The sequence below is a fragment of the Ornithinibacillus proteolyticus genome (assembly GCF_039581225.1).
Lineage (GTDB): Bacteria > Bacillota > Bacilli > Bacillales > Amphibacillaceae > Ornithinibacillus > Ornithinibacillus massiliensis.
Window position 1 is genome coordinate 75213 of record NZ_JBCPXV010000007.1, and the last position, 24126, is coordinate 99338.

A 24126-nucleotide genomic window follows, 5' to 3' on the forward strand; every position below is an offset into this window, starting at 1 on the left:
TGGTGTAAGGAAATTAAAAACTAGTAACAATATACCACTTTCTGCATGACTATATTTCTATTATAGTTCCTTCGTTTCTCTCCTACCTTTTCTACCATACGAAAGTCCTTACATATATTTAGAACATTTGACGAATATCTTACTGTTCCTTCCCATGTTAGTATAGTTATAGACAGCTAGATTCATATAACTCAAGCGATTCAATCCAAAGTTTGAGGGGGTGTTTGTTTAAAGGCGAACTTTCATAAGCTCTGTTCTGTTCAGAACCGTTTGAAGCGTCTTGGATTCATTTCAACACTATCTCTAGCAAAGCTTCTATTATTCAAAGTCATAAGGACCTAAGCAGATTAAAAGACGGGATCAAACCGGACAAGTGTTAATGGAAAAAGAGCCTTATCAATTGAATAGAAAATATGGATTAAAAGCTTTGTAATGTTCCATTAGCCTTTCGGGATGCAACTACCAATTTAGGAGGTATGTAATGTGAAAAACGCTTTTAAACAGTTTATTAGTATTGTTGGTTTTGCTTTCATGATTACACTTGCCATGACCTTTATCAGTACAGATGAGGCTTCTGCCTATAACTGGACCCGCACATTACAAGAAGGTTCCAGCGGATCAGATGTAAGAGAATTACAAATAAGGGTAGCTGGCTGGGCTGCCGATTCCCCTACCCAAACATATATAGCTGTCGATGGTCAGTTTGGTCCTGCGACAAGAGCTGCCGTCATGCGTTTCCAAAGAGCCTACGGATTAGCTGCTGATGGTATTGTTGGACCTGCTACCCAAGCAAAGTTAAACGATTTAGAAGGTTCGAATGGAACGAAACACTTTAATTATAGTGAGTTTTATTCCAAGGATGGCAGTGTCTTTAACGGCGGAAGAGTATCCTCCACTACGGTTAGAGAAAATGTTCGCAGAATGATGTATAAACTAGAAGCAGTTCGCGTTAAAATAGGAAACCGTCCGATTATAATTAACTCCGGCTTCAGAAGTATTTCCCACAACAATAGCATTCCTGGTTCTTCATCAAACAGCCAGCACACATACGGAATTGCGGCTGATATTCGCGCTTCAGGTGTCTCCCTAACCACTCTCAGAAATGCAGCTAGGTCATCCGGATTTAGTGGCGTTTACAATGGAAGTTCCTACACCCACGTAGATAGTAGAATAGAATATCCATACGGTGCACAGTATTGGTACTGGAATTAATTGACGTAACTTATACCAAGAAGCTACCGCATCAATTAGATAAACTGTGATTTTATCCAAATATAGATTAAAAGGCAGTTAAAACACGTAGTGGAGTAACTGCCTTTTTACCGTCCACTCGTAGGTTCCAAAAGCATGGATAAATATCCATAATCACTCTAAATCTAGAATATTCATTTTGTCTATCTGCTTTTTCTTTATAATTTTTCCTCTATGAGTAAAGTATATAACTATTAGTATTGTTGTCAGGATATTAGATACTAAGAAGGTTATAATGACTTCGATGATGGAAGGATTAAGTAAATTAAAACTAATAATCATGGAAAAAAATAGGCTAATGATTGGTAATATTAAACCAGGCCATTTATTCACCTGCTTAGATAGAGAGATTTGAAGTACTATTATCCCAACTATAATTAATAATCCAATCAGTAAAAGAACCAACTCTTCCATTTCATTCACACTCCAGTTCTTACTTTTTTATATTCATTTATTAATATTTTTGCCGTATCAAAATCTAGTTTTTCATTTATTGCTAACCTCTTAATGAGTGAAACATATGGATCATTTGAAGTGTCTTCAGCTACTTGGATTTTTTGAATTAATCGATCTAACCTTAATCTTACTGTAGGATACGTTACTCCATAAGAACTTGCAACTTCTTTAAGTGAGCCTGAAGATAATATGAACCTCTTTATAAAACTAATATCTTCATCATCTAAGGATGCTAGCCAGTCTGGGATTACATCTATTGACATTAACTATACACCTCCATTACAAATGCTAAATCGAACTTAATGATTGACTTTAATATAATTAAATGTAATCTTTAACTTTATTAAAGTCAATCATTTATTAATTCTACATTATCAATATAGTTGATTTCTTTCATAGTGATATTTTGGAGTATATTATCTATTAGATATTTGACTTATAGACAAACAAAAAAGAGGCCGTAACACTGCTGGTTTGGTCTCTTTCATTCTTCTATAATACTCTTGTTTGCTTTATAAGATACGAAGTATGATAAGGGGGGTGATCATGATACTAAATGCTTTAAAACTGTAGAATTTTATACGTTCTTTCCTTATTCCCCTCGCCCAAATGCTTTCGTTTCAATAGCTTTCTCATCAAGGAAATCCTCTATTTTCTTCTGCTCTCTTCCATTCACCACATTGGTTTTATTCATTATAGATTGGATGTCTACTTTTGGAAAAATTCCTTGATATAAGTCATCTGCCATATTAATCATTTCATAAAGAATCTCATTTGACATCGTAATATACTGACTAATTCTTTCAGACTCTTCTTGATAAGCTTCCGGTAAAGTATTATTCGTAATATAGTTAGAAAAATTCTCATCATTTTCTATGGTAAGCTTGCTAATGGCTTCAAATTTCTCTAATTCACTTTTAGTTAATTCCTTTTCTTCGTCGAAAATAGCAAAGAATGGAATAACTAGCATTAGTTAAATCTTCATAGCTATCTAGGTAGGTTTTGATACTTAATTTTATTTCTTCCTCGTTAATTATACTGTTTTGTTTTTCAGAAATGAAAATAGTACTAGGAACCTTTACGTTCTCCATGGAGAGAATTTCATCTTCTTCCGCTTCTATATTTGGATTCTGCGTACAAGCGCTTAATATAAATAGAATGAGGAAGCAATACAAAAATCTTCTCATAATAATTTCCTCTCCTTACAATTGATATGACTAGCCTTTTTAAATCGGTAGGTACCCATATGATATTTCTTATGGTAAATAACTTAATAATTTCTCGAAAGAATTGATTTCGGCAAATGGTGTTATTTCGGTATCATTCTTAATACTATGTGGATTAAACCAGATGCCCTTTATATTTGCATTTTGACTACCGCCAATATCCAATTCTAAGTTATCTCCAACAAATAATGCAGATTTCGGTCGGACATTAAGCCTATTTAAAGCTAATTCAAATATGCGTTTGTCAGGCTTACTAAGTCCCACTTCTTCAGAAATAATGATTGTGTCAAAATAACTATTTAAATTAGTGTTAATTATCTTTGCTTTTTGCCTCTGTGTTGATCCGTTTGTTATGATGGCAACTTTAACTTGCTCCTTTATACTATTCAAGATATTAATAGTGCTTTGGTTTACAGAAAAACACTGAGGAAAATGATTATTCCAAAAGTCTTGAAGGTCTTGGCTTGGCAATCTATATTTTGGTGGAAATTCATTAAACAATCCCTCCAAGACTTTTGTTTTATTACTATTGCCATAGCTTCTTTTATCATAATCCTTGAATCTTTGGAGCATTTCTTTTTTGGTTGTATGTTTAACATCTTCATAACACTTTTCAAAAATAATAAAGAACATATTATCTACTGCCTTGTCTCTATCAAGTAAGGTATCATCTAAATCAAATAGCATTGCTTTAAAACTACGCAAATAACTTCACATCCTATCTCACATTGTATTAAAGAACTATTACACCCATAAATAGCTAAGATTGATAATCACCTATTATTCTATAATTGTATCAATGGTCGATTATACCCCTAGCAGAATAGATGGGAAATTCAAATAATTAATTTTTAATAACATTTCTTACTAGCAATACTTGTTTTTCAGGGTCATGATGTGCTCCAGCCTTTACCTCAGGAACTATTTCGTCAATTACGCCTAACTCTTTTAAATCAATTTATGTATACATTCGATATTAATCTCGTAATATCCTCTATTTCATTTCATTTTTCGAGCTATTCTTATTCAACAATCCTACTCATCCCAATCTCACTTCAACTAAATTATAACTATCAATAGTTTCCACTAATTTCAACTGTTATTATAAGACGGTTGTTCAAATCTTCTTAGTAACTTTCCAACAAACGGTAATAATAAAAAACCGCATTTGATTAAAGTGTTCAACTTCATCCAATACGGTTTAACGATAGTAGGACTATCTATTTTTATTAATAAGATCTATATACTGGGAATCGCCATATCCTATAGTTGGGAACAGACCAAGTAACCTATTGACTAATTCTGATGTTGGTAGGTCTTTATTTTGAGAAATATACTTTACTACTGCATTATTCTCTTTTAGCATATCTAAATATATATCTATTGCCTGGAACATTACTGGAAGTAGTTCTATAGATGGTCTTTTATGATTGATCAGCACTTCCTTATATACAGAAAAATAGTTACCTAATGTAAGCTCTGTTTGGCTTACTTTAAATTCATCCTCTCTAAAGCAATTTAAGAAAACTCTCCCGTCATATTGGGACTGCTCCAGATAGGCAAGGATGGTCAGCAGGTTCATTTGACAAAACATATCCTCACCAAACCACAAAACGATATACTTGTATTCTTTATGAAAGAGATTATCTAATGGCTCTATTACTTTTTGGATATAATCCTCTACTGAAACACGATGTCCTAATGCTCGCGTTTTAATAAACTCCTTATCGAAGACTTGTTCAGTAGTCGTATTTACACACATTGCTTCATTGAATGGAACATAATCGGAATCACCCATTATTTTTTCATTGTTAAACTCTTCATACATCACCTGGCCATTTAATATATTAAGTACATCCTGGTCAAACAATTCCTTATTCCCACTTTGTAACTTTTCAACCTCTATTTTTCTAGAAACATTCATTCTATACCATTCCTCTTTGTTATTAATAGTGAGCTTGAAAAACGATTGAACAGGCAGCTGGCGAAGTTGAAATTCCCTTGGATTGATACCAAAAACAGATTTAAACGCTCTACTATAAGCTTCTTGTGATGAATAATCGTAATCAAAGGCGATATCAATTATCCTTTTGTTATTGGCCAAATCCTTCGTAGATAAATACAATCTTCTAAGAAGAACATAGCGCCTAATACTGATACCTGTTACTTGGTGAAATTTAAAAGAACAATAATAAGGGGAATATCCCATATAATGTGCAAGCTCGTCTAAAGAGAATTTATTTGTTAAATTATCTTCAATCCAATCAATCATAAGTTGTATATGTTCATTCATTTATCTCACTCCTACTAACATTATAAGAATGATCCATTTCTTTCTTTTGACATTTCTTGTGCTATATTTATAAAAATATCCGAGGTAATATGTATGTTAAGACTAACACAATAGGATAATGAGAAACCGTAATTATAGATAAAAAAAGGACGCCTACTCATTAAAGAAAAGCGTCCATAGAATCTATGTCATATTTACCTAAAATCGTTTTGCTTAAATGGATAGATCAACTGATAATAACTCAGACCGTTGTTGTTCATGCTTATCGAGCATAATCTGCTCTGGCTTAATGCCATGCTCACGCAGTACTTCAATATTCTGCACGATGAACTCGTCACTGCCGACAACATAGAAAAGTCCATCCTTGTCTTCAGCAAGATTTTTCACTTCTTCATAGTAGTCTTTACGATTATCGACGAACTGTGCTGTGAACTTCTTGTCAGGTGCTGATTTAAAGATATTCGTGAATAAGAAATCTTTTGATGAATCGATGTTCAGGGAATGAATTTGATTAACATTGTCAGCACGTTCCAAATAATCAAGTACAAGCGGTCTGAAGGTTGCTAGTCCGACACCTGATGACAACAGGTAAACATTTTTGCCTTCTCTTTTAAGTGGAACATTCGAATGAGTTTTAAATATTGCCACCTTATCGCCGACTTTATGATTTCTTAAAACTGCTTTAAATTCAGAGCACTGCTCTCTTATACGTGTTGTGATCCCGATTGTATTTTCATTTAGTAAAGTGGAGATTGACATATGACGGATCAGGCCGCGGTTTGGTTTATCTCCGGCATTAAAGCCTTCCAATGCGAAGTGGGTATGGGAACCTTCCTCCCATGTAAATTCTTCCGGACAGTCAAGCAAGTACGTTCTGACCTCGGGCGTTTCTTCAATAATCTTATTGATAGTAGTCCAGTATATTTGCATTATATATTCTCCTTAGTCCATTATCTGTATCGTTACTACTTAACATATCACAATTGATAACAATTATCAATTAGATGGATTAGATATATCAGATAATTCATGCAACTCGAATTTAGTAACGACTGGGGGAAATTTCCTGTGGCTCAATAAGATGTCATCAATTTCGTGATTTTTAGCGATTCCTACTTCTGTAAAACATCTGTTTCTTTATCTATATATGTTCAACATAATTATGCACTTAACTGCTCTTCCTCAGCAAAATTGTAAGATAAAAAAACCTTTGCTAACCGTAGTAGCAAAGGATAGAATAATTAATTGTTTTATTTTTCAAAGTATAGAACTGTTATCAAGACATTTAACAAAGGAATTAATTAATCTATTTAAAAGCTCTCCTCTAATCACTTTGTTGCCTCTTCCACAGAGCCAATGTATGTTGTTTTCACATCAGCTGGGATAGGTGTATTTCCAAATATTTGACCATTTATCGTTTTGTTGTATGTAACCGTTAGTGCCATCCATGCATCGTCATAAAGATTATACACAGCATTTCCTGAAGCTAATCCAATCGTTTGCTGACCAAATGTTTTAACGTTTTCTAATCCCATTAACGTCATTAAGGTTGCTTCACCAGAGCTTGCTGTCATTGTACTTATTAAAACTGCAACAGGAACCTCCATCTTAAATGGTTCTATACTTGGCTTAGTCCCTAATAAAGTGCCCCCAATAGATACCTGTCCATCCTTTAGTATAACGGGTATATCTCCATTCCGGTCAGTAAAATATAATATGTCACCATCAGGTAATAGTGGTGATATAGCAGTTATCATTGGAACCATATTCCCACCATTGTTAGACCGTAAGTCTATCATAACACCTTTTACATCACTATTTTCTTTTAACCCCTTTAGTACAATTTCTGCATACTCTTTCCCATACTTTTCGCCGTCAGCAATACCAGGAAGCTTAATAGATAATATGTCACCCTTTCTCTCTACTACCGGCATGACCTGCTGAATGGAATCATAGTTTTCTTTGTCTGCATAAAAGAGCGAATGCTTTCCGCCACCCACTTTTACCGATTCCGCTATAATAGAATGTGCTTCTTCGTAGCTAGAAATATTTTTGATCTCACGTAATGCTTTTTCTTTTTGCTCTTGCCATCTTTCATCATAAGCGTAATATCCAATTTTCATCTATAATTTCAATAGCTAATTTACCATATCTCTCTGGAGAAGGTGGAAAAATATAAATTGGTTTTCCAACTAATTGTGTTCCAAGAGTTGGACCATAATGATTAATTAGAGAAATACATATGATGATAACGAAAAATCCTATCAATGCTGCGATTTTAAACGACTTTTTCAACTATCTTCCCCCTCCGTCATTATTGCTAGATGTCCCAATATGTACTTCTTTTTAAGAGACGCTATCCCCAATGCTGTTCCAACAGTCATTCAACTAAACTGATCCGTTAGAAAAAATGGTAATACTCCTCTGAAGTCAATTCACTCGTTCGTTCCGTAACTAACTCATTCTGCTTTTACTTGATTTAACTTCCTAATCAGCTTAAAAATCAAATAAGTTGAGAAAAACAAGACAATCCCTGTGATATTAAACTCTAAATATACTTTTACTAAATCCACAAAAGAATTTAGAGGATAATAACCGCTAAGTAGTAGAGTTGGAAAAACCGTAATCAACATTGCACCATAATGAGCAAGTATTTGTTTTGAAAACTTCCAATGATTGATTTCATATATGACACTGGTCAGACCTAAGAAAAAAACAACTACACCATAAAACAAGAAAGCATTTGATTCTTCAACTGACCCTTGTAACCTATTCCATAGAGAAATTATTAGCAATAAAACAAACGGAATCACACCTCTAATCAATCCCTTTAATAATAAGTTCAACGGTAGCCTTACCTCCTATTAACAAAATTAATCGGTTATACTAAAGATATACGTCTTCACAAGAAAAAGTTTCAAAATAGTTAAATAAATGGTACCATTTAAAGATTTGCAATCAGTTTAATGATCACCTTTTTCACCATAGGGCTAGTTACTCGAAATTCTCAAAGTTCTACACTAAAACAGAGACGCATTTTCATAAGTTTAATATTTATAAATATCGTTTAACGGACTATACACAGGGTTGTATGTAAATGGAATTAGGGTCCCAAAAACCCCTATTCCCTCAATTAATGTTCTACGCCCTTCTTCATCTTCAAGGATAATGCCCATCCTATTTGCCAAAATATAATCGTCAATAGTTCTGTGTACAACTTTTTCCTGTGATTTTTTATACAAACAATTATCTCCAATACAATCGATATCATAATTTTTCACTAACCACTTATTAAAAGTATCTGGAGAAGGTTTTGATAATAATAAGGTTAGAAAAAATAATATAATGAAAGTGAAGGTGAAGATTTTTACTCGTTTTCTTTTCATAGATTACCTCTCCCAGCACTTAATATTCAGAATCCTATATGTATTTTAACATTATTATCGATCTGTTTAACAACCGTGTTAAAATAATAAGAGGTTGTGATGAAATCCACTAATAATAACGAAGCAAAGGAATGGGATTAGGAAGATTGAAAGGAAAGTAATCCTCAGATAAGGAGGTTTAAAGGTGAACTTATTACTCTGGATAACTATTGGTTTCATTTTAATCGGATTTGTTGCTCTAACTTCTATGAAAAAAGGAATGGAAAGAAAACTCGCTTTTATACAAGCAAATATGGAAGATGAGGAAAGTTCAACAAAAGCTAAATCAATAATTTGGTGGATAGTGAGTACCACAGCTTGGGGAATCATGAGTATGACCCTTATTGTTTGGTGTTTTCATCATTACTTTGGATAACTGTTGGTTTAAAATGTACTTAAACAAACAGGGGCGTTAATTTAAGTGGACTAAAGAGGCAAAAAAGTTGAAGAAAGAAGTGTGAACCGTGAGAAAGGTTGAAGTGTGTTCATATAGTGAAAAATGGCCTGCCATGTTTTTAGAAGAAGTGGAAAAACTGAAACTCATTTATAGAGATGAAATTATAGCCATTCATCATATTGGTAGTACATCCGTTCCGGGGCTAAAAGCAAAACCAATAATAGACATAATGCCTGTTGTAAGAGACATTAACAACGTTGACAAATACAATCAGGAGATGCAAGAGATTGGATATATGCCTAAAGGTGAGAACGGAATACCTGGAAGAAGATACTTTCAAAAGGGCGGAGACAATCGCTCCCATCACGTACACATTTATCAGGTAGGAAGTTTTGAAATAAAACGACACCTGGCTTTTCGAGACTACTTGCAAAGGCATCCAGATGTAAGGAACCGTTATGGTGAGTTAAAAGAAAGATTAGCACAACAGTTTCCCTATGATATTCAATCATATATAAACGGTAAGGAACGTCTTGCTAGAGAAATAGAAATAAAGGCATTGGACTGGTATAGATATTTCGGGAATAACTTTGTTTATACTGATAATAATTACTAAGGTTTGAACTAAAAAAAGAGATTTATTACCAAAAGGCAATCCCTTTTTTCACGTTAATCCAAAAGAATCTATACAGCTCTTATTGTCAGTTATTTATAATAAGTAATTCCCTTATTGTGAAATCTGTAGATAACATCCCATACACTATGCTATCTGTCCATTCACCCTTACTCCAAAAATCTTGAATGAAATGGGCTTCCTTTCTCATACCTATACGCTCACATAATCCTTGTGACGCTTCATTTCTTGCATCAGTATTAGCTTGTATACGATGCACACCAAACTCAACAAATAACTTCTTGACTAAGCTACTCACAGCTTCTGTTGCATAACCCTTTCCTGAAACAGCCCTAGAAAAACTAAAACCAATTTCAACAGTATCTCTCATATCTGTATACCATATAGATAAATCACCAATTACTTTAGCATCATTTATTACCGCTAAGCTTAACATTCTTTCCTTTGTGAGTGCGCTATTCTCTAGTTTTTTATTAAACTCTTCCTGCATATTTTCATGTGTCCATGTATCATGCAAGAGATATTTACATGTATCCTCATTACTAAACATGTTAAATACATCATATAAATCATTACTCACAAACGGCCTAATTGTTAATCTTTCAGTGCTAAATTCCAAAAGAACACCCCTTTAGACAATCATATCCAAAGGGGTAAAGCTTCGCAACTTTTTATAACGCTGCGACTTTATTATAAAACTACAATTTGTTAGAGAAAAAATAGTTCTATACTAGAATTCGTTACTAACGCACAATACCGTTCCCAATCCAGATCAATAGGATAATTATGTTATAAACTCTTATTACAGCTATTGGAACTCCATTAAATAGACATTAAAAATACGTTCTATACTAAGTTACCTTTATTAACCTACCTTGTAATTTAAAACCGTATTATTTATATTATCTTGTTAAACTAAAGTTTGTGAGAAAAATACTAATTTTTTTCAATTGGCCTTTGGTGGCTAGAATCAGATTCAAAAATGCCTTTGAAGTTTCGATTTTGAATACCAATACATAACAAGGCCAAAAAATAGTCCTGCAATTACACAAGAAAAAAGGTTCGCCCAACTGGCATCCATTTCACCAGTGGATAAGTAAGGGAATAGATACTGATTGAAAACCAACAAGGTAAGCCCCATTAGAATTCCGACATACGTACACTTTTTCCTTAAATATTTCATTTTTTCCTTATATTCCTCGTTGGATGCACAATCTGTACTATCCAGCCCTTTTTTTCTCATTCGTAAGGTAATATAAAAAGCGTAAATCATATTAATAACCAAAAGTGCCGGGGTTGCGATTGACAATGTGTTTTGAATGGTGTCCACCACAATACTTACAAGCATTAGTAACATAGATAATGACCATAACAGCATACCCGAAAAAGCTAATTCTCTATAGATTTCCTGTTGTTGGTACTCGTCCCGATTGTCCATTACACCGATAAAGTGATTAAGCATTTTATTCTTCATCATCCGTCTCCTCCCAAAATAGCGTATTAAGATCTGTATTGAGTTCCTTCGCTAATGATATACATAAAGACAAGGAAGGGTTGTATCTATCGTTTTCAATTAGGTTAATGGTTTGCCTTGCCACCCCAACTCTTTTAGCTAACTCAATTTGAGTGAGCTTCTTTCCTTTCCTATATTCTTTGACTTTGTTCAAGTTAACCTCTTCCTTTCCATCACCTATAAGTACAATATATATGACATTTTATGTTTTGTCAATTATATATGACATTTTTTATTTAATTAATTTCATTTTCCGGTCTAACAAATAATGATTTTTCAATAACTGGAGATAGATTTACTTGGGGATGCCCACGTTGTATGAGTTCATATAAGTCTTGAATTATATACATATATTTTCTGGGGTAATAATCATTGATTTTAGTGTGTGTTTTTGCCACTTGAAAGCAGGGTGATGAACATATTGGCGATTTAAGCCAAACAATATTCCCATTATTTTAGTTTGAGCGTCTACCATTACTTTATATAGCATTAACCAGTCTTTGCGATTGAGTAGAGATTCACGATTATTCCATCTGTTTCCTAAATCCATATTTTCTTTGATCATCGCTACACTTAATTCTTTAGGACATTTATTAACTATTCCTTCCATCCTCTTAATAACCCAATTATCACTAAGCGAAATCCCATTATGTACCGCAACTACTATACATTGTTTAATCAAATCTGTATCAAAGGATGACATAACATCTCTAACAATTAGATAGACTTCTGTTATTAAAAGTTTCAAAAATATCATTAATCATAAAAAACTGTAGAGAAAATACACCTACTTTCTCTACAAGCTGACCCTCTGTCCTATTGAAGAACAGAGGATTTAAAATGTTTCTATCCACTTTATTGTAAATTTACGAACTATAAAGTTACTGGACATGAGTGTTTCGAAAAAAATAGTTCTATACTAAGTTACCTTTATTAACCAAATTCGTAATTTAAAACCGTATTTTTTTGTATTATCTCGTTAAACTAAAGCATCCATAAGTACAATAACTATGTGATGCAGTTAGTGTTTAGTTAGTTGGGAATAGCAGCAATCGTTGTAGAAAGAAAAACAAAAAATAACATTGAAAAGAATCGTATTATCGTATTCACATTTGCTAAGCCCCTATTATTGTCCTTTGACTCTTCATGTAAGATAATCATTTGTCCATAAGACTCTGCACCGTATTTAATTAGTAGCCACATTTTTAAAGCATTTTGAAAAGTACTTCGGACAAAAAATAATAATGTAAGCAATTGAAAGCACATAAAAATTCCCTTTGTCATAAATAGAGCTTTACTACTCTTTCGTTCATAACCTTGTAAATAAGCCCATTCAACAGCAAAATAAAGTCCCAAAGGCTTTTTAAAAACAATGGATAACAGAAAAATCACAGCGTACCCAAATCCTAAGTAGACCTGATTCCAAAGCATGCTTTCTGCTGAAGAAGATACTAAATTAACTGCGGTATTAATAAAGAGTGAGCTAATAACGAATAACCCAAGGGTATTAAATTGCTTTTCTACCAAAAAACGATAAATAGTATAAATAAATCCAGGAACAGTCGAAAACAGGATTGCCCAATAATCTCCTAGTATTTCTCTTCCATAGTTCCAAATTATAAAGGGAATTGCAGCATAGCAAATCAAGTCAAGGAGAACTAGCTTTTTATTCATCAAAATCACCTGCTTGCTTTTGACCGAAGTAGTACGTTTGGGCTTTCCCAATAAAACGAATAATTTCAGAACCAAAATCATAAAATCCTAGATCCTCTTCTTTATTCCGATAGATTTTCCATACTTTTTGAGCAAGCTCCCAGTTTCCTTTATACATAGTTTCTACTAGGTTCAGCCATCTGGAAGCTAATTCTTGGGCTTTCTTTGATGCTGGATCTTTATGTAAATTACACTTTATATCTTTAATAAGCTCTTCCCATTTTAATGCTAACTTATCGTCGCTTCCCATCCGAGGTAATTTTTCTATAATTTTTAGTTCATCCTTAGTAAAGTAATTTTTCCGTATTTCTTTTAATAATTTTTCATTATTCTTTGGCTGCAGAAATGTCTTAAAGATTGGCTCCCAATCGTTTGTTCCTTCCACTTCCATCAACCGCAGTATTTTGCGAATTCTTTCTTCTGATTCAATTAATTGTTCTTTTTCAACTTTAATGATTTGTAAACGCATATGAAGTAATTCTTTGGTGGACTTAACTTGGTTGGCAAGTATTTCGTGGATGGTTTCTAATTCAAAGCCAATTTCTTTTAACAAAATAATATTATGTAGTATTAGGGCAGCCTGAGAATCATAGTAACGATGACCACTTTCATCAACTCTAGTTGGTTTTAACAAACCTATTTCATCATAATACCTTAAAGTCCGAACGGTAATATTGTTTAGTTTTGCCAGTTTTCCAATTGAATACATGTATTGAACCTCCATCACCTGTATTATTTATCATTATACAGGCTTACGTAACGTGAGGTTCAATCTTTTTTTGAAAATTACATTTATTATGTCTTGTTAGAATTACAATATTTAATAACATCCTGAAGGGAATACTTGGGAGGGAGAAGATATCCATCAACATATCTTGAAAAAAATAGGCGATACTTGAAAGCTTAGGACTATTGTTGCTGTGATTTCAGTCGCCTCCTTTAATGTTAAGCTCGATTCTGTATTAGAAAATTCCCTTATCTTATTTTCAATAGTTTTCTTTTCCAGAGACACAAACAAGAAAAGTACATTATTAGAAAGATACTGACATTTAATTAAAAGGCAATCATAGTGGTGTAATATTCACATATACAGATGTTGTTTGCTAACTGCAATTTGGATTTAAACCCGTATTAAAATACGATGTGAGGAAATCGTATGATTATTATATTCTTTAAATCCTCTCCTGCTGGAATGTTTCCTTTAAATCATTCATTTCTTCATGGATGCTTTCCATTTTTAACTAGTGCAGCTGCAGTCACTGCTGCTGCATTTTCATAATTATATTTATAGTAAATTTTGTGCTCTAGACTAGCCCAAAAATTCATGGCGATGGTGCGAATAGTTCCAGGCGTCTTGACTCGAGATTTTGTTCTATTGGATTATAGTCATGAACAAAATGAAAGCCTTGCTTTAATATACCGATTTTTGTATTCATTTCGTCTAAAGCAAATTTATAAGACATCATAAATCATGTGAACTCTGTTTTTAATTCCTTTAGCTGCTTCACATCGATAGGGGGGTTATTCCCCCCCTTTGTAGTATCCTCTCTTATTTAGCAAGTTAGTGTGTAGTATCATACTCATTTACTAGGCTACCCTCTGTTGATTTATTTTTTTCCGATTGTAAATCTTTTGGGTAATTTGTGGGGCAAATTGGAATAATATTATCCCTATCATTGCTGATAGTAGGATGAATACACTGCTGAATGCTTTAATAGGTCCTACAGCAAGAGCAGCAATTATAATGGAAAATTCCCCCCGCTGGGTCAAAGAAAGACCTGCTTTTAAAGAGACGCGTTTTGACAAGCCGTACCATTGACCACCAAAAAATCCAACCAAAATTTTGGCAGTAATTGACCAAATGAGGACAAGAATAAGCAAACCGACCATCGGTATTCCTTCACTAAAGCTAATTGTTGTACCGAAGTAAAGAAAGAACAGCGGCAGGAGTAAGTCTTTAGATTGCACCACTATTTTTTCTAGCTCATGTGTTCTTCGTACTTCTGCTAGCATAATTCCGGCTAAAAATGCTCCAAGTACTTCTGATAAATCAAGGAATAGAGCTAAACCACCATAAGCTAGCGCTAAACCGACGACAAATAAAATGAAAATATCTTTATTCATATGACGATCGAAGAATGGCCCAAGTTTGCTGAATAGAAAATACCCTAGTATTATAGCTCCAGCTACTAATGCAACTACTTTTAATAGTAATATAGACATGGACATGGTTGTAATAGCAGCACCCGCAGTTATTCCTACGAGGATAGCCACTAGAATTGGCGCTACTAAATCCTCAAATATAAGAAGGCCTAGCATAAATTCTGATTCTGGATTTGCTATTCGCTTGGAGTTTTCTAACATTTTGGCTGTAATGGAAGAACTGGTTGTATAGACAACACCACCGATAATTAAAGATGGGATGATATCTACACCCATCACAATACAAAGGATTGTTGTCACACCAAAGCTTAGTAGTACATCTAAAATACCAGCTTTCATTACTTTTTTGGTTACATTTAATAACTGTTTAATAGGGAATTCCATGCCTAACATGAAAAACAAAAGGACTATTCCAACCTCTCCGGTAAAATGGAGGAGTTCGTTACCGTATAAAAAACTACTGACAACAATTCCTAATAATATATAAATTTATACAACAGGAATTTTTATTTTTAAACCTATGAATCCTGTTACAAATAGGATGAGTAGAACTAAGCCAGCACTTAGAAGTTCAGGTATTTCCATAATCAAGTATCTCCTCTTTCAACAAGATTCAAAAATTCTTCGATTGAGTCTTTTTTCCCAACAATCATAAGTGTATGATTTTTTTGGAGAGTCAAATCCTTTTTAGGACTTACGTCGAACTGCTCATCGTGAAACAAACCAACAACTGTAGACCCTTCTGGCAGTAATTGCTCCACGTCAAAATATGTTTTTCCCTTAAAAAATGGTTGCTTTTTGATCTCGACCCACTCAAAAATAACTTGATTTCGAAGAAGCTGTAGTCGATCAAGCTTTTCATTCATCTCTGGTTCCAAGGTTGCATTTAAAAATTGCGCTCCCACTTGTTTTGTTTCCTCTGATGAAAGACCAAAGGTAAAAACAGCTTCATCATCATCTGCATCTTGATAGAAGTATAATTCCCGTTTACCTGAATGATATATAATCATTGCCATCATTTGATTTGCACCATTTATAAACGAAAGTTTTTTTCCTATACCTGGTAAATTAGTCAATTGTGTTTTCATATTCTGTTATCATCCTTTTCAATTGATAGATTGTAAAATAAAGTTCCAACATCCACTTCTAAAGAACATAATAAATTTTATTAACTGTAAAATAGCGATTAATGTACTAGCTACATTTAATACCTTTCCAACTCCCCTTTCTTTCTATTAGATATCTTTCCCAGCACAATCTTCTTCGCCCTGCTACTTGCATTAAACTCAACTGGTAAGGTTAAGTACAGCACCGGAGAAAAGAGCAATACCAAATCCTATTAAGTTCACCCAATCTAATAAGAAGCCCCAAATAACGAGAATCGGCGCCAATTGCGAACCTAGATTAGCAACGGAACGAGACGATTACGTAACACAAGCGCTGGGTAATTATATTTATGTTGATTGGTATGACAGCTTCGTGGGCGGCAACAAATAATGCAGTAATGGAATTATAATTTTAGATAGGCTCTGATAATCGAACCATCTTTGCTGTTGGATCATAATGATCAGAGAGGGTACCGTTACGGGATAGTTCTACTCTTACGTCATGTAATCCCTTCTGTCTAAAATTTGCCCGGCAGCTTATGCTCCAGTTAAATTTGATGGGGCTTTCTTTTTTGACATTGCTCAAAGGTTCCTTTTACCTTTGTTTGAGTCCATAGTGCTAATCCAAATGCAATGATTATTAAGAAGTACATTGGATAAAAGAACATAGTAGATTCTTCATTAAGTAACAATTTATAAAACGGTCGGTCAATATTAATATTAACCGACCGGTCATCTACGATTATAATACCTTATTTACTCTAAAAAAACAACAGATTGACTTGCTTCATTTAAAATAATATACTTACTATGACCGTTGGGTCACATCGTGTAATACAGAATGAATATTCAACAGGAGGTTCCAATAATGCAAGAAAAAGAGAAACTGATTCTAAATGCTGCTATTAAGCTTTTTTCTATAAAAGGATTTGAGGCTACTTCCATATCTGATATTTGTAAGGAGTGCGGAATCGCCAAAGGTTCCTTTTACTCTTATTTCAAATCAAAGAATGACCTGTTATTAGAAACAATAGAACAGTATTTCTCTACTATTCAAAATAGGGTGGAGTCCGTTACTGATTTAAATTTGCAATCGAGAGAGCAATTTATTATGGAACTTGCCTACTTTTTTGAGGGTGTATTTGAGCACAAAGAATTTTTTGTTACTTTGGCATTTGAGCAAGCGATTCCTATAAATGATTCCTTAAAAGAAACACTTTATAAGAAGCAAAGTCAAACCAGGGAGTTTTATCGTGAAGGACTTCTATCCGTTTACGGTGATCATGTTACTGATTATTTATGGGATTTGGCTATTATGTTGGAAGGAATATTTCAAGCATATATTCGTATTTTTCTCATCGATGAAGAAAGTTTAAATATTCATATGCTTGCTGAATTCATTTTAAATCGTATGGATGATATAGTAAACGGGCTAGTTAGCAGTAAAGATGCCCCTATTTTAACGGAGAAAGAAATGATTCACATAGCAGATTTAGCTGGCTTTTCATTAGAAAGCAATAATTCAAAAATCCATGAACTTTTACATCTCCTGAAGGAAGAAATAGAAAAACTTCCAAATAACAACAACTATTTAATTTCCCTAGAAGTAGTTGGAGAGGAGTTAGAAAGGGATGTACCTAGAGAGGCAGTTATTCAAGGAATGCTTAATAATCTTGAAGGGATATCTGAATTGGAGAAGTTTGTTACAGAGTTAAAACATCTACTAAAAGGGATCTTCTTTCAACAAAAGTAAAATAATATTCGCAACGGTTTGGGGTCACTTCATTTATTTATCATGGTACATTACATTCCAATTAGTTGAGTTTTATTAAAAGATTAATGAATGCTTTGAAATAAAGTTTAATCAAAAATACCTCTCAAGCCCATACATTACCGTAAATAGGAAGAATCATTTTTGAAAAAAGATTGATCAAAATAGATTCTTCCTTTGTGAAATATTGTTCAATTTTTATAAAAAAGTTTAATCATTTTCCACTTTTGATATTAAACAATCTGCCCGTCCTAGACCCTCTGGCAATACATCAATAAATGCCCGAATTGCTTTTAATTCTGTATATTGCTCTAATACCTTCAAAACATTAATAAAGTCATCATAACTATTGTGAAAATATCTCTATTTTATCGGTAAACAATACAGGTGGATCTGATTCTCCAACATCACTATAATAGCCAACAATTCGTTTGCCTATTTCTAAATCTAATTCTTCATATTCTTTTTGGTTAAGGTGGTAGAACACACCATCCCACTTTCACTGATACAAAAATAGGTTATAACATTTTTCTCCTTACCTTTAATATCTATATGTTTAATATTCTTTCAGAAATCCAAGACAACGCTTGTAAAGCCATTCTACCTTTGTGTAGTAAGTTTGAGAGCCACTTAGATTCTCAAAATTTTGTTAACCAAAGTACGACTAAGAAGGGCTTACATGAATAAAAGCATTGGTGACTTCTTCCTCGACAGACCAATTTGAATAGGCTTTGATTACAACAGCATATCCTTTACCCTTAAAATAGTAAGAAGGTAATAGCATATCTATTGCTTCTATCAACGAAAGTCTACATCTACTAGAATTAATTAAGGCATAGTTATTCCAATATCACTACGATTAAATAGTAATTCCTAAAATCAAAGGAGTTACAAACAGGACATTTTGCTATATTATTTTATTCCTTATTTCCGCGTTTTTTGTCAAAAACTTTCCAACTTTCCTTATTACGATACAAAATGGTAAAAAAACACCGAATTTGTTATGTATATTTCCCAACATTTCAAATTTAACAATATGTTATAATGACATTGAGTAGTCAGACTCCTCTGATTATTATTGCGTGAAAGGAATGATTCAAAGATTGGGGTTATAGTTTAATCGTTTTTTATTTGTAACTACAGGTGATTAATTATTAGAGCATTAAATTACAACGCCTACACTCATAGAGGCAGTGTAAAGTACAATTAATTAACTAATTGTGAAATCCTTCTTTAAGAATTAAAAACTATTAAAAAAAGGAGATATCAAAAATGAAAAAGTTGATTAAAAGGCTAATGGTGGGTTTTATAGTAATGGCAGGTTTAACATTTAGCTTCTCCACGGTACAAGCAGATGATCTACAATTAGGTGATGTACTACCTGATGATATACAACTAAACTCCGCTAGGACAGAAACATATTTGACTCCAAAAAGTTTTACTCAAAAACAGAATTATGAAAAAAAGATTACAGTTAGTACTAATAACAATAATGGGAGAAACTCATTAAAATTTGATCCCGGTGATGGTACAAAAACAAAAGAAAGAATAGTTAGCACAACTCTTTCTCACACCTGGTCCCATTACTGGAAATCACATGGAAACTATACCTATTGGGGACAAGCTACAAATGAAATAGGTGGCCCTGGTCCAACGGTTTATGGCAAGGCGACTATAACATACTAATGGGAATGAATAAGTATGATTAGAATTAATAAAATAAAAACGATGCTTGTGATAATGGCTGTGTTAACCATTACGATTAGCACAGTCTCTTATACTTTATCAATATTAGCTAAAGCAAATGAGCAGGTGACACAGAATATAACAGACTTTTCTCGGGGTTCCTACGATATCTTGATTCGTCCGCCGCATGCAAAAACAGATCTTGAACGGCAACTGAATCTTGTGGAGGAAAACTACCTAGGTATTGGTGATGGTGGAATTTCAATGGAAGAATGGCAAGAAATAAAAAATCACCCTCAAGTAGAAATAGCAGCACCAGTAGCCTCGATTGGTCTATTCACAGCACAAGAACGTACCTTTATGATGGATAGAAATCCAGAAGATGCGACATATTATGAGGTGGAATATCGAACTAGTGATGGGGTAAATACCTATGCCTCGGACAAGGAGTACATCTATGATTTTGGAAATAAAGGAATAGATTCGCCGAAATATCCAACCTCCATTGATTTACTTAATAATTATCTAGGTAATGATGTTGCGGTATTTAGTTTTCCAAAGTCCTACCATCAAGTAGTTGCCATTGATCCGGAAGAAGAGGGGAAACTCACTGGATTTGACTTTACACCTTTAACAGAAGAACCCTATCATACGAATTCCTATAAAGAAAGCAGGTATTCAACACCAGTCATGAGTTTACAAGACGTTTCTGTACCAGTTACTGTTCAGTTTACAATGGATGGGTTAAAGGATATCACTTCTGAAGAACTAGAGGTATTAGAGCAAAAATTTATTGCGGGGCAACCCATTGCCACTCTTGCTGAGGACCCAACTCTTTACTTTCATATCCTTGATCAACATATTCATACGAAAAAGATGTTGAAAGAAGAGAGCTACGAGCTTGTACCAAATGCCGGCCATTCACCTTTTCTTAGTCATAGGCTCAAAATTAATGACAATATGACGACGTTTAGATTAATTGAAGGGATTGACGACCTTGAGGAGGATGAAGGGTATGCTGAGACTTATGATGTGCATAGTCAACGGATAGGATACCTTCTTGAGCCTGTTATCTATGAAATAAAGGAAGATAACACACTATTCGTAAAGCAGACTGGTGTGGATAATGTGTATAAGGTCCCAACCTATCGCAACCTGGAAGAAGTGGAGTTATATAAATTAAATAAAGATAGATTATATGAAGCGGAAAATGATGAAGAGTATTTTGGGCTAATTGAAAATGGCACGTTTTCAATCAAAGAAAATACGGAGTCACTCGCCTCAGCCCCCTTAGGTATTTATGGGCGAGAAATGCCTTACCTAGCATCCGATGAATCTATCAAACTACAACCAACAGCTGTGCCAGGCAGCTTCATCACAACCCCTGCACATGGATTAATTGCGATAGAAGAGGCTGAAAGGGTGAAGAGCGATGCGCCAATTGATGCCATCCGTGTAAAAGTAGCAGGACTTACTGGTTATGATAAGAAAGCCGAAAAGTTAATTGAGGAACTAGCCAATGAGTGGAGAGAACAAGGATTTACTGTTGATATCGTAGCCGGGGCTTCTTTACAGGACCTAACGGTAGATGTAGAAGGGATCGGTCAAGTTGTTCAATCCTTTACGACACTTGGTGCTGCTGGCACAGTCGTATCCAGCTGGAATATGATGCAAGTTGTGTTAACGGTTCTCTATGGATTGGTAGCTTTAACATTTGTCGGGTATACGTATTTTATTGTATTGGCTGATAGAAAAAACGACGAGCAATTACTCGCCCATTTAGGTTGGTCTGAAAAACTTATACGTAGCATTCGATACAAAGAATTCTCGTTCGTTCTCGGTATCCCAATTGTCCTCGTTTCCATCGGATTTATAAGCCTTGGAATATGGAACGATCAGTGGCTGCCTTTCATTATTTCCATTATTGTTAGTGGAGTTAATGTTTTATTATTTTTAATAGCTGACAAAATGAAAAAGGATAAAGTACGTTTAATTAAGAAACAAGCGAAGTCGGTTACTATACAAAACATTCGATTCTATCGAAATAATTTACTTGCATCTAGTATTCAACTTTTCTTCATGGCAATTTTAACTTGTTTTCTACCATTCTTCTTAATTCAAAATGTAGAACGAACGACCAAAACAAGATTAGGTTCTTTTATTCACGGTGAAATAGAGGGGATATTCTTTTTGGTTATCATTTTATTATATGTACTAAGTTTAACCACCGTCTTTCAATCATTAAATCGCATGTGGAATGCACGAAAGTCAGAGATACAGCTATTTCAAATTCTTGGATGGGGTAAAAAGGCTATACAAGGCTATTTTCAAAAGGAAGTTCTTATTTGGGCAGGACTCTCTACTTTGGTTGGTTGGATTACAAGTTTAATCATTACAATCCTAGTAACAGAAATTACAATGATGACCGTTCTTTTAGGATTTGTAGGCTTCCTGATTATTTTGGCGGCTACAATAATTGGATCGACAATATCATTGTATCGTGTGAATGTAAGAAGGGGTGGTAAAATTGCGAATCGAGCTTCATAATGTGAATAAGTCATACGAAACACAGGTTGAGACCGTACATGTTTTAAAGAATATTAATCTTGTTATTGAATCTGGGAAATGGCTGACGATTACCGGTCCATCTGGTTCTGGGAAAACAACGTTATTACGTTGCTTATCTGCGATTGAACAAGCGGATTCAGGGGAAGTTTTATTAGATGCGTTAAATCCTAAATCCGCCTCAGAAGAGGAAAGACGTAAATTCCGAAGAGACCATATCGGATACGTTTTCCAGGACTTTCAATTATTTGAACAGTTTGACGTCCTAACCAATGTGGTTGTTCCTCAACTACCGATTAAATCAAGGAAAGATGGCGAAAAAAGAGCAAACGACCTACTCCATTTGGTCGGCCTAAATGAAAGAAATCACCATATGCCATCTCAATTATCAGGGGGAGAAAAACAACGTGTCGCAATTGCTAGGGCATTAATGAATGACCCTAAACTGATTCTTTGTGATGAACCAACAGGAAATTTAGATGTCGATAATCGAGATAATATTATGAATTTGCTTAAGGATATACAGAAAAAAGGAGTAACCATTATTCTAGTTACCCATGACCTTGAGTTGGCCAAATACGGAGATTTACAGATTGAGTTAAGGAACGGAGAATTATCAAGTAAAAATATACCCGTTTTATAGTTAGTACCACTGTATATTTGTAAAGTTTGATATCTATAAAATAACATACCACTGATATAACATTTGCGATTTGGGACTCTAACCCTATATAACGTGCGCATGCTTGATGAATGACTCTGTCTTTGACTGTAGGATTTCTACCCTTAATACAGGTTGAGGTCGATACTTTCTCTGGCGAATTTGGGAAATTATATCATTTTTGTTTTTCAACATATAGAATCCAATTTCGTCGACAGTCATTCCATCCACACCAGCTGCGCCCTTATTTCTTTTCACCTGCTTGAATGCTTGATTCAGATTGTCGTAAGTATCTTCTGCAGTATCCTTTTGAAGGCGATTAACTAATAGCCATTCTATGTCGATAGGAAAATTATTATATATAGAAATAATTGTATCAATTTGATGGTTTATATTTATCCTTTTCAAGTTTACTTAATGTACCCTATGATACACCAATAATTTTTGCAAAGTCAACTTGATTAAGCTTATTTGTTCTTCTAAAATAGTTTATTCTTTCCCTAATGTCGAGATCGTATTTCGTCCTTCCAATAACTCCTAAATTATTGGAAGGACGAAATAAAGTTTACTTTATAATTCGAAAATGTTATAACAATGAATTAGAATATTGTTCACCCTGATACACCATTGGTTTGAATACAGAATAAAGATTACGACAAAATCAAATATAATTTTAATACCATATTGTATTTAACTTTGTTAGATTACGTTTCAATAATTGTGAAGTAAAAAACTTTTAAAAAAAGTCCCCGAATAGCAACAGTTACCACTCGAGGACTTTTATTTTAATGACAATATTTAATTCTATTAGCGACAAGATTAGTTATAGCCCACACTACAACAAGTGTTACATGAAAAAATAGTTTTATACTAAAATGCGTTACTAACACACAAAATACCATTCCCATTTCAGGTCGATGTCATAATAAAGTTATAGACTCCTTTTACAATTTTTAGAATCCCTTTATGTAGACATTGAAAAAAATGTTCTATACTACGTTAGCTTAACAAGTAAACACTAATTTTCAACTATCTTATTTTCTGTTCCGTTTACAATTCTCTTTACATTTTGTCGATGTAGAATGATTATTGACACGCTTATTAGTAGAGAAAGTGCTATGATAACTTTATCTTCAAATATAATACTATAAATGAATAATGCTATACTAGCCAACATTGAATTTAGTGATACATACGTAAGCGTAAAATAGTCCACACCTATTAATCAGATGCGGACTATATTACGCTTACATCCGTTATCATATA

General features: G+C 33.8%; 30 protein-coding genes and 2 pseudogenes. 9 read left to right on the plus strand and 23 right to left on the minus strand.

Annotated elements, in window-relative coordinates; translation table 11 throughout:
- The first annotated feature begins 483 nt into the window (after positions 1-483).
- Entirely contained in the window at positions 484-1212 is a 729-nt protein-coding gene (locus AAIB49_RS05420; protein WP_339217425.1) for a D-Ala-D-Ala carboxypeptidase family metallohydrolase, read from the plus strand.
- Between the two features lie 458 nt (positions 1213-1670).
- On the opposite strand, the gene AAIB49_RS05425 is transcribed toward AAIB49_RS05420, so the two are convergent.
- The 11 genes from AAIB49_RS05425 to AAIB49_RS05470 form a co-directional block, all read right to left on the minus strand.
- A complete protein-coding gene (locus AAIB49_RS05425; RefSeq protein ID WP_339217429.1) occupies positions 1671-1970 on the minus strand; it encodes a DUF2089 family protein in 300 nt (99 codons plus the stop codon).
- Positions 1971-2299: 329 nt separating this feature from the next.
- Complete coding sequence (locus AAIB49_RS05430; protein WP_343457424.1) at positions 2300-2677, minus strand: NDxxF motif lipoprotein; 378 nt, start codon at positions 2675-2677, stop codon at positions 2300-2302.
- Complete coding sequence (locus AAIB49_RS05435; protein ID WP_343457425.1) at positions 2625-2894, minus strand: NDxxF motif lipoprotein; 270 nt, start codon at positions 2892-2894, stop codon at positions 2625-2627. Before AAIB49_RS05435 ends, AAIB49_RS05430 begins: the two co-directional genes overlap by 53 nt.
- A gap of 69 nt (positions 2895-2963) precedes the next feature.
- Positions 2964-3620, minus strand: coding sequence for an HAD family hydrolase (locus AAIB49_RS05440; RefSeq protein ID WP_343457451.1), 657 nt, complete (start codon positions 3618-3620; stop codon positions 2964-2966).
- Positions 3621-3777: 157 nt separating this feature from the next.
- Positions 3778-3891, minus strand: a complete 114-nt coding sequence (locus tag AAIB49_RS19950) for a hypothetical protein (protein WP_481857839.1) — start codon at positions 3889-3891, stop codon at positions 3778-3780.
- 258 nt (positions 3892-4149) lie between these two features.
- Entirely contained in the window at positions 4150-5226 is a 1077-nt protein-coding gene (locus AAIB49_RS05445; RefSeq protein WP_343457426.1) for a helix-turn-helix domain-containing protein, read from the minus strand.
- A gap of 213 nt (positions 5227-5439) precedes the next feature.
- Complete coding sequence (locus tag AAIB49_RS05450; protein ID WP_343457427.1) at positions 5440-6156, minus strand: dihydropteridine reductase; 717 nt, start codon at positions 6154-6156, stop codon at positions 5440-5442.
- Positions 6157-6554: 398 nt separating this feature from the next.
- A complete protein-coding gene (locus tag AAIB49_RS05455) occupies positions 6555-7349 on the minus strand; it encodes a S41 family peptidase (protein WP_343457428.1) in 795 nt (264 codons plus the stop codon).
- Positions 7324-7521: a hypothetical protein gene (locus tag AAIB49_RS05460; RefSeq protein WP_343457429.1), complete on the minus strand. Its 198-nt coding sequence runs from the start codon at positions 7519-7521 to the stop codon at positions 7324-7326. The genes AAIB49_RS05455 and AAIB49_RS05460 overlap by 26 nt, the downstream gene beginning before the upstream one ends.
- Before the next feature lie 164 nt (positions 7522-7685).
- Positions 7686-8072: a DUF3021 family protein gene (locus AAIB49_RS05465; RefSeq protein ID WP_343457430.1), complete on the minus strand. Its 387-nt coding sequence runs from the start codon at positions 8070-8072 to the stop codon at positions 7686-7688.
- Between the two features lie 201 nt (positions 8073-8273).
- Entirely contained in the window at positions 8274-8612 is a 339-nt protein-coding gene (locus AAIB49_RS05470) for a hypothetical protein (protein WP_343457431.1), read from the minus strand.
- Positions 8613-8796: 184 nt separating this feature from the next.
- On the opposite strand from AAIB49_RS05470, the gene AAIB49_RS05475 reads away from it, so the two are divergent.
- Both AAIB49_RS05475 and AAIB49_RS05480 read left to right on the plus strand, forming a co-directional pair.
- Entirely contained in the window at positions 8797-9027 is a 231-nt protein-coding gene (locus AAIB49_RS05475) for a hypothetical protein (RefSeq protein WP_343457432.1), read from the plus strand.
- A gap of 88 nt (positions 9028-9115) precedes the next feature.
- On the plus strand, positions 9116-9664 hold the full coding sequence (locus AAIB49_RS05480; protein ID WP_343457433.1) for a GrpB family protein: 549 nt from the start codon (positions 9116-9118) through the stop codon (positions 9662-9664).
- Between the two features lie 85 nt (positions 9665-9749).
- Here the strand turns inward: AAIB49_RS05480 and AAIB49_RS05485 are convergent, their stop codons facing one another.
- The 6 genes from AAIB49_RS05485 to AAIB49_RS05510 form a co-directional block, all read right to left on the minus strand.
- A complete protein-coding gene (locus tag AAIB49_RS05485) occupies positions 9750-10301 on the minus strand; it encodes a GNAT family N-acetyltransferase (protein WP_343457434.1) in 552 nt (183 codons plus the stop codon).
- A 357-nt stretch (positions 10302-10658) separates the two neighbouring features.
- Positions 10659-11159: a DUF3278 domain-containing protein gene (locus AAIB49_RS05490; RefSeq protein WP_343457435.1), complete on the minus strand. Its 501-nt coding sequence runs from the start codon at positions 11157-11159 to the stop codon at positions 10659-10661.
- A complete protein-coding gene (locus AAIB49_RS05495; RefSeq protein WP_343457436.1) occupies positions 11146-11349 on the minus strand; it encodes a helix-turn-helix transcriptional regulator in 204 nt (67 codons plus the stop codon). Before AAIB49_RS05495 ends, AAIB49_RS05490 begins: the two co-directional genes overlap by 14 nt.
- A gap of 186 nt (positions 11350-11535) precedes the next feature.
- Positions 11536-11943: a DUF4037 domain-containing protein gene (locus AAIB49_RS05500; protein ID WP_343457437.1), complete on the minus strand. Its 408-nt coding sequence runs from the start codon at positions 11941-11943 to the stop codon at positions 11536-11538.
- 284 nt (positions 11944-12227) lie between these two features.
- Complete coding sequence (locus AAIB49_RS05505) at positions 12228-12869, minus strand: VC0807 family protein (protein WP_343457438.1); 642 nt, start codon at positions 12867-12869, stop codon at positions 12228-12230.
- Entirely contained in the window at positions 12862-13617 is a 756-nt protein-coding gene (locus AAIB49_RS05510; RefSeq protein WP_343457439.1) for a MerR family transcriptional regulator, read from the minus strand. Before AAIB49_RS05510 ends, AAIB49_RS05505 begins: the two co-directional genes overlap by 8 nt.
- A gap of 121 nt (positions 13618-13738) precedes the next feature.
- Here AAIB49_RS05510 and AAIB49_RS05515 point away from each other — a divergent pair.
- Both AAIB49_RS05515 and AAIB49_RS19955 read left to right on the plus strand, forming a co-directional pair.
- Positions 13739-13804: pseudogene (locus AAIB49_RS05515) on the plus strand (hypothetical protein); the annotation flags it as partial.
- A gap of 260 nt (positions 13805-14064) precedes the next feature.
- Positions 14065-14187, plus strand: coding sequence for a hypothetical protein (locus tag AAIB49_RS19955; RefSeq protein ID WP_481857838.1), 123 nt, complete (start codon positions 14065-14067; stop codon positions 14185-14187).
- Between the two features lie 308 nt (positions 14188-14495).
- Here AAIB49_RS19955 and AAIB49_RS05525 read toward each other — a convergent pair whose 3' ends face one another.
- The 3 genes and pseudogenes from AAIB49_RS05525 to AAIB49_RS05535 all read right to left on the minus strand — a co-directional run bounded on the left by AAIB49_RS05525 (position 14496) and on the right by AAIB49_RS05535 (position 16845).
- The gene (locus AAIB49_RS05525; RefSeq protein WP_343457452.1) at positions 14496-15560 is read right to left on the minus strand and encodes a cation:proton antiporter; all 1065 of its coding nucleotides are present in this window, start codon (positions 15558-15560) and stop codon (positions 14496-14498) included.
- Positions 15561-15658: 98 nt separating this feature from the next.
- Positions 15659-16159 (minus strand): cation:proton antiporter regulatory subunit, encoded by a 501-nt coding sequence (locus AAIB49_RS05530; RefSeq protein ID WP_343457440.1) that lies wholly within the window; start codon positions 16157-16159, stop codon positions 15659-15661.
- Positions 16160-16177: 18 nt separating this feature from the next.
- Positions 16178-16845, minus strand: a pseudogene (locus AAIB49_RS05535) (zinc metallopeptidase).
- Positions 16846-17045: 200 nt separating this feature from the next.
- Between AAIB49_RS05535 and AAIB49_RS05540 the strand changes: the two are divergent.
- Positions 17046-17930 (plus strand): TetR/AcrR family transcriptional regulator, encoded by an 885-nt coding sequence (locus AAIB49_RS05540; protein ID WP_343457441.1) that lies wholly within the window; start codon positions 17046-17048, stop codon positions 17928-17930.
- Positions 17931-18294: 364 nt separating this feature from the next.
- Here the strand turns inward: AAIB49_RS05540 and AAIB49_RS05545 are convergent, their stop codons facing one another.
- Positions 18295-18435 carry a hypothetical protein gene (locus tag AAIB49_RS05545; protein ID WP_343457442.1) on the minus strand — a complete coding sequence of 47 codons (141 nt, stop codon included), beginning with the start codon at positions 18433-18435 and terminating at the stop codon, positions 18295-18297.
- Between the two features lie 785 nt (positions 18436-19220).
- Between AAIB49_RS05545 and AAIB49_RS05550 the strand changes: the two genes are divergently transcribed.
- The 3 genes from AAIB49_RS05550 to AAIB49_RS05560 are packed head-to-tail and all read left to right on the plus strand — an operon-like array spanning position 19221 to position 22842.
- On the plus strand, positions 19221-19634 hold the full coding sequence (locus AAIB49_RS05550; RefSeq protein WP_343457443.1) for a hypothetical protein: 414 nt from the start codon (positions 19221-19223) through the stop codon (positions 19632-19634).
- A gap of 15 nt (positions 19635-19649) precedes the next feature.
- Complete coding sequence (locus tag AAIB49_RS05555; protein ID WP_343457444.1) at positions 19650-22181, plus strand: hypothetical protein; 2532 nt, start codon at positions 19650-19652, stop codon at positions 22179-22181.
- A complete protein-coding gene (locus AAIB49_RS05560) occupies positions 22162-22842 on the plus strand; it encodes an ABC transporter ATP-binding protein (protein ID WP_343457445.1) in 681 nt (226 codons plus the stop codon). The genes AAIB49_RS05555 and AAIB49_RS05560 overlap by 20 nt, the downstream gene beginning before the upstream one ends.
- Before the next feature lie 84 nt (positions 22843-22926).
- On the opposite strand, the gene AAIB49_RS05565 is transcribed toward AAIB49_RS05560, so the two are convergent.
- Positions 22927-23268, minus strand: coding sequence for a hypothetical protein (locus AAIB49_RS05565; protein ID WP_343457446.1), 342 nt, complete (start codon positions 23266-23268; stop codon positions 22927-22929).
- A 610-nt stretch (positions 23269-23878) separates the two neighbouring features.
- Positions 23879-24076: a glycerol-3-phosphate acyltransferase gene (locus AAIB49_RS05570; protein WP_343457447.1), complete on the minus strand. Its 198-nt coding sequence runs from the start codon at positions 24074-24076 to the stop codon at positions 23879-23881.
- Positions 24077-24126: the final 50 nt, after the last annotated feature.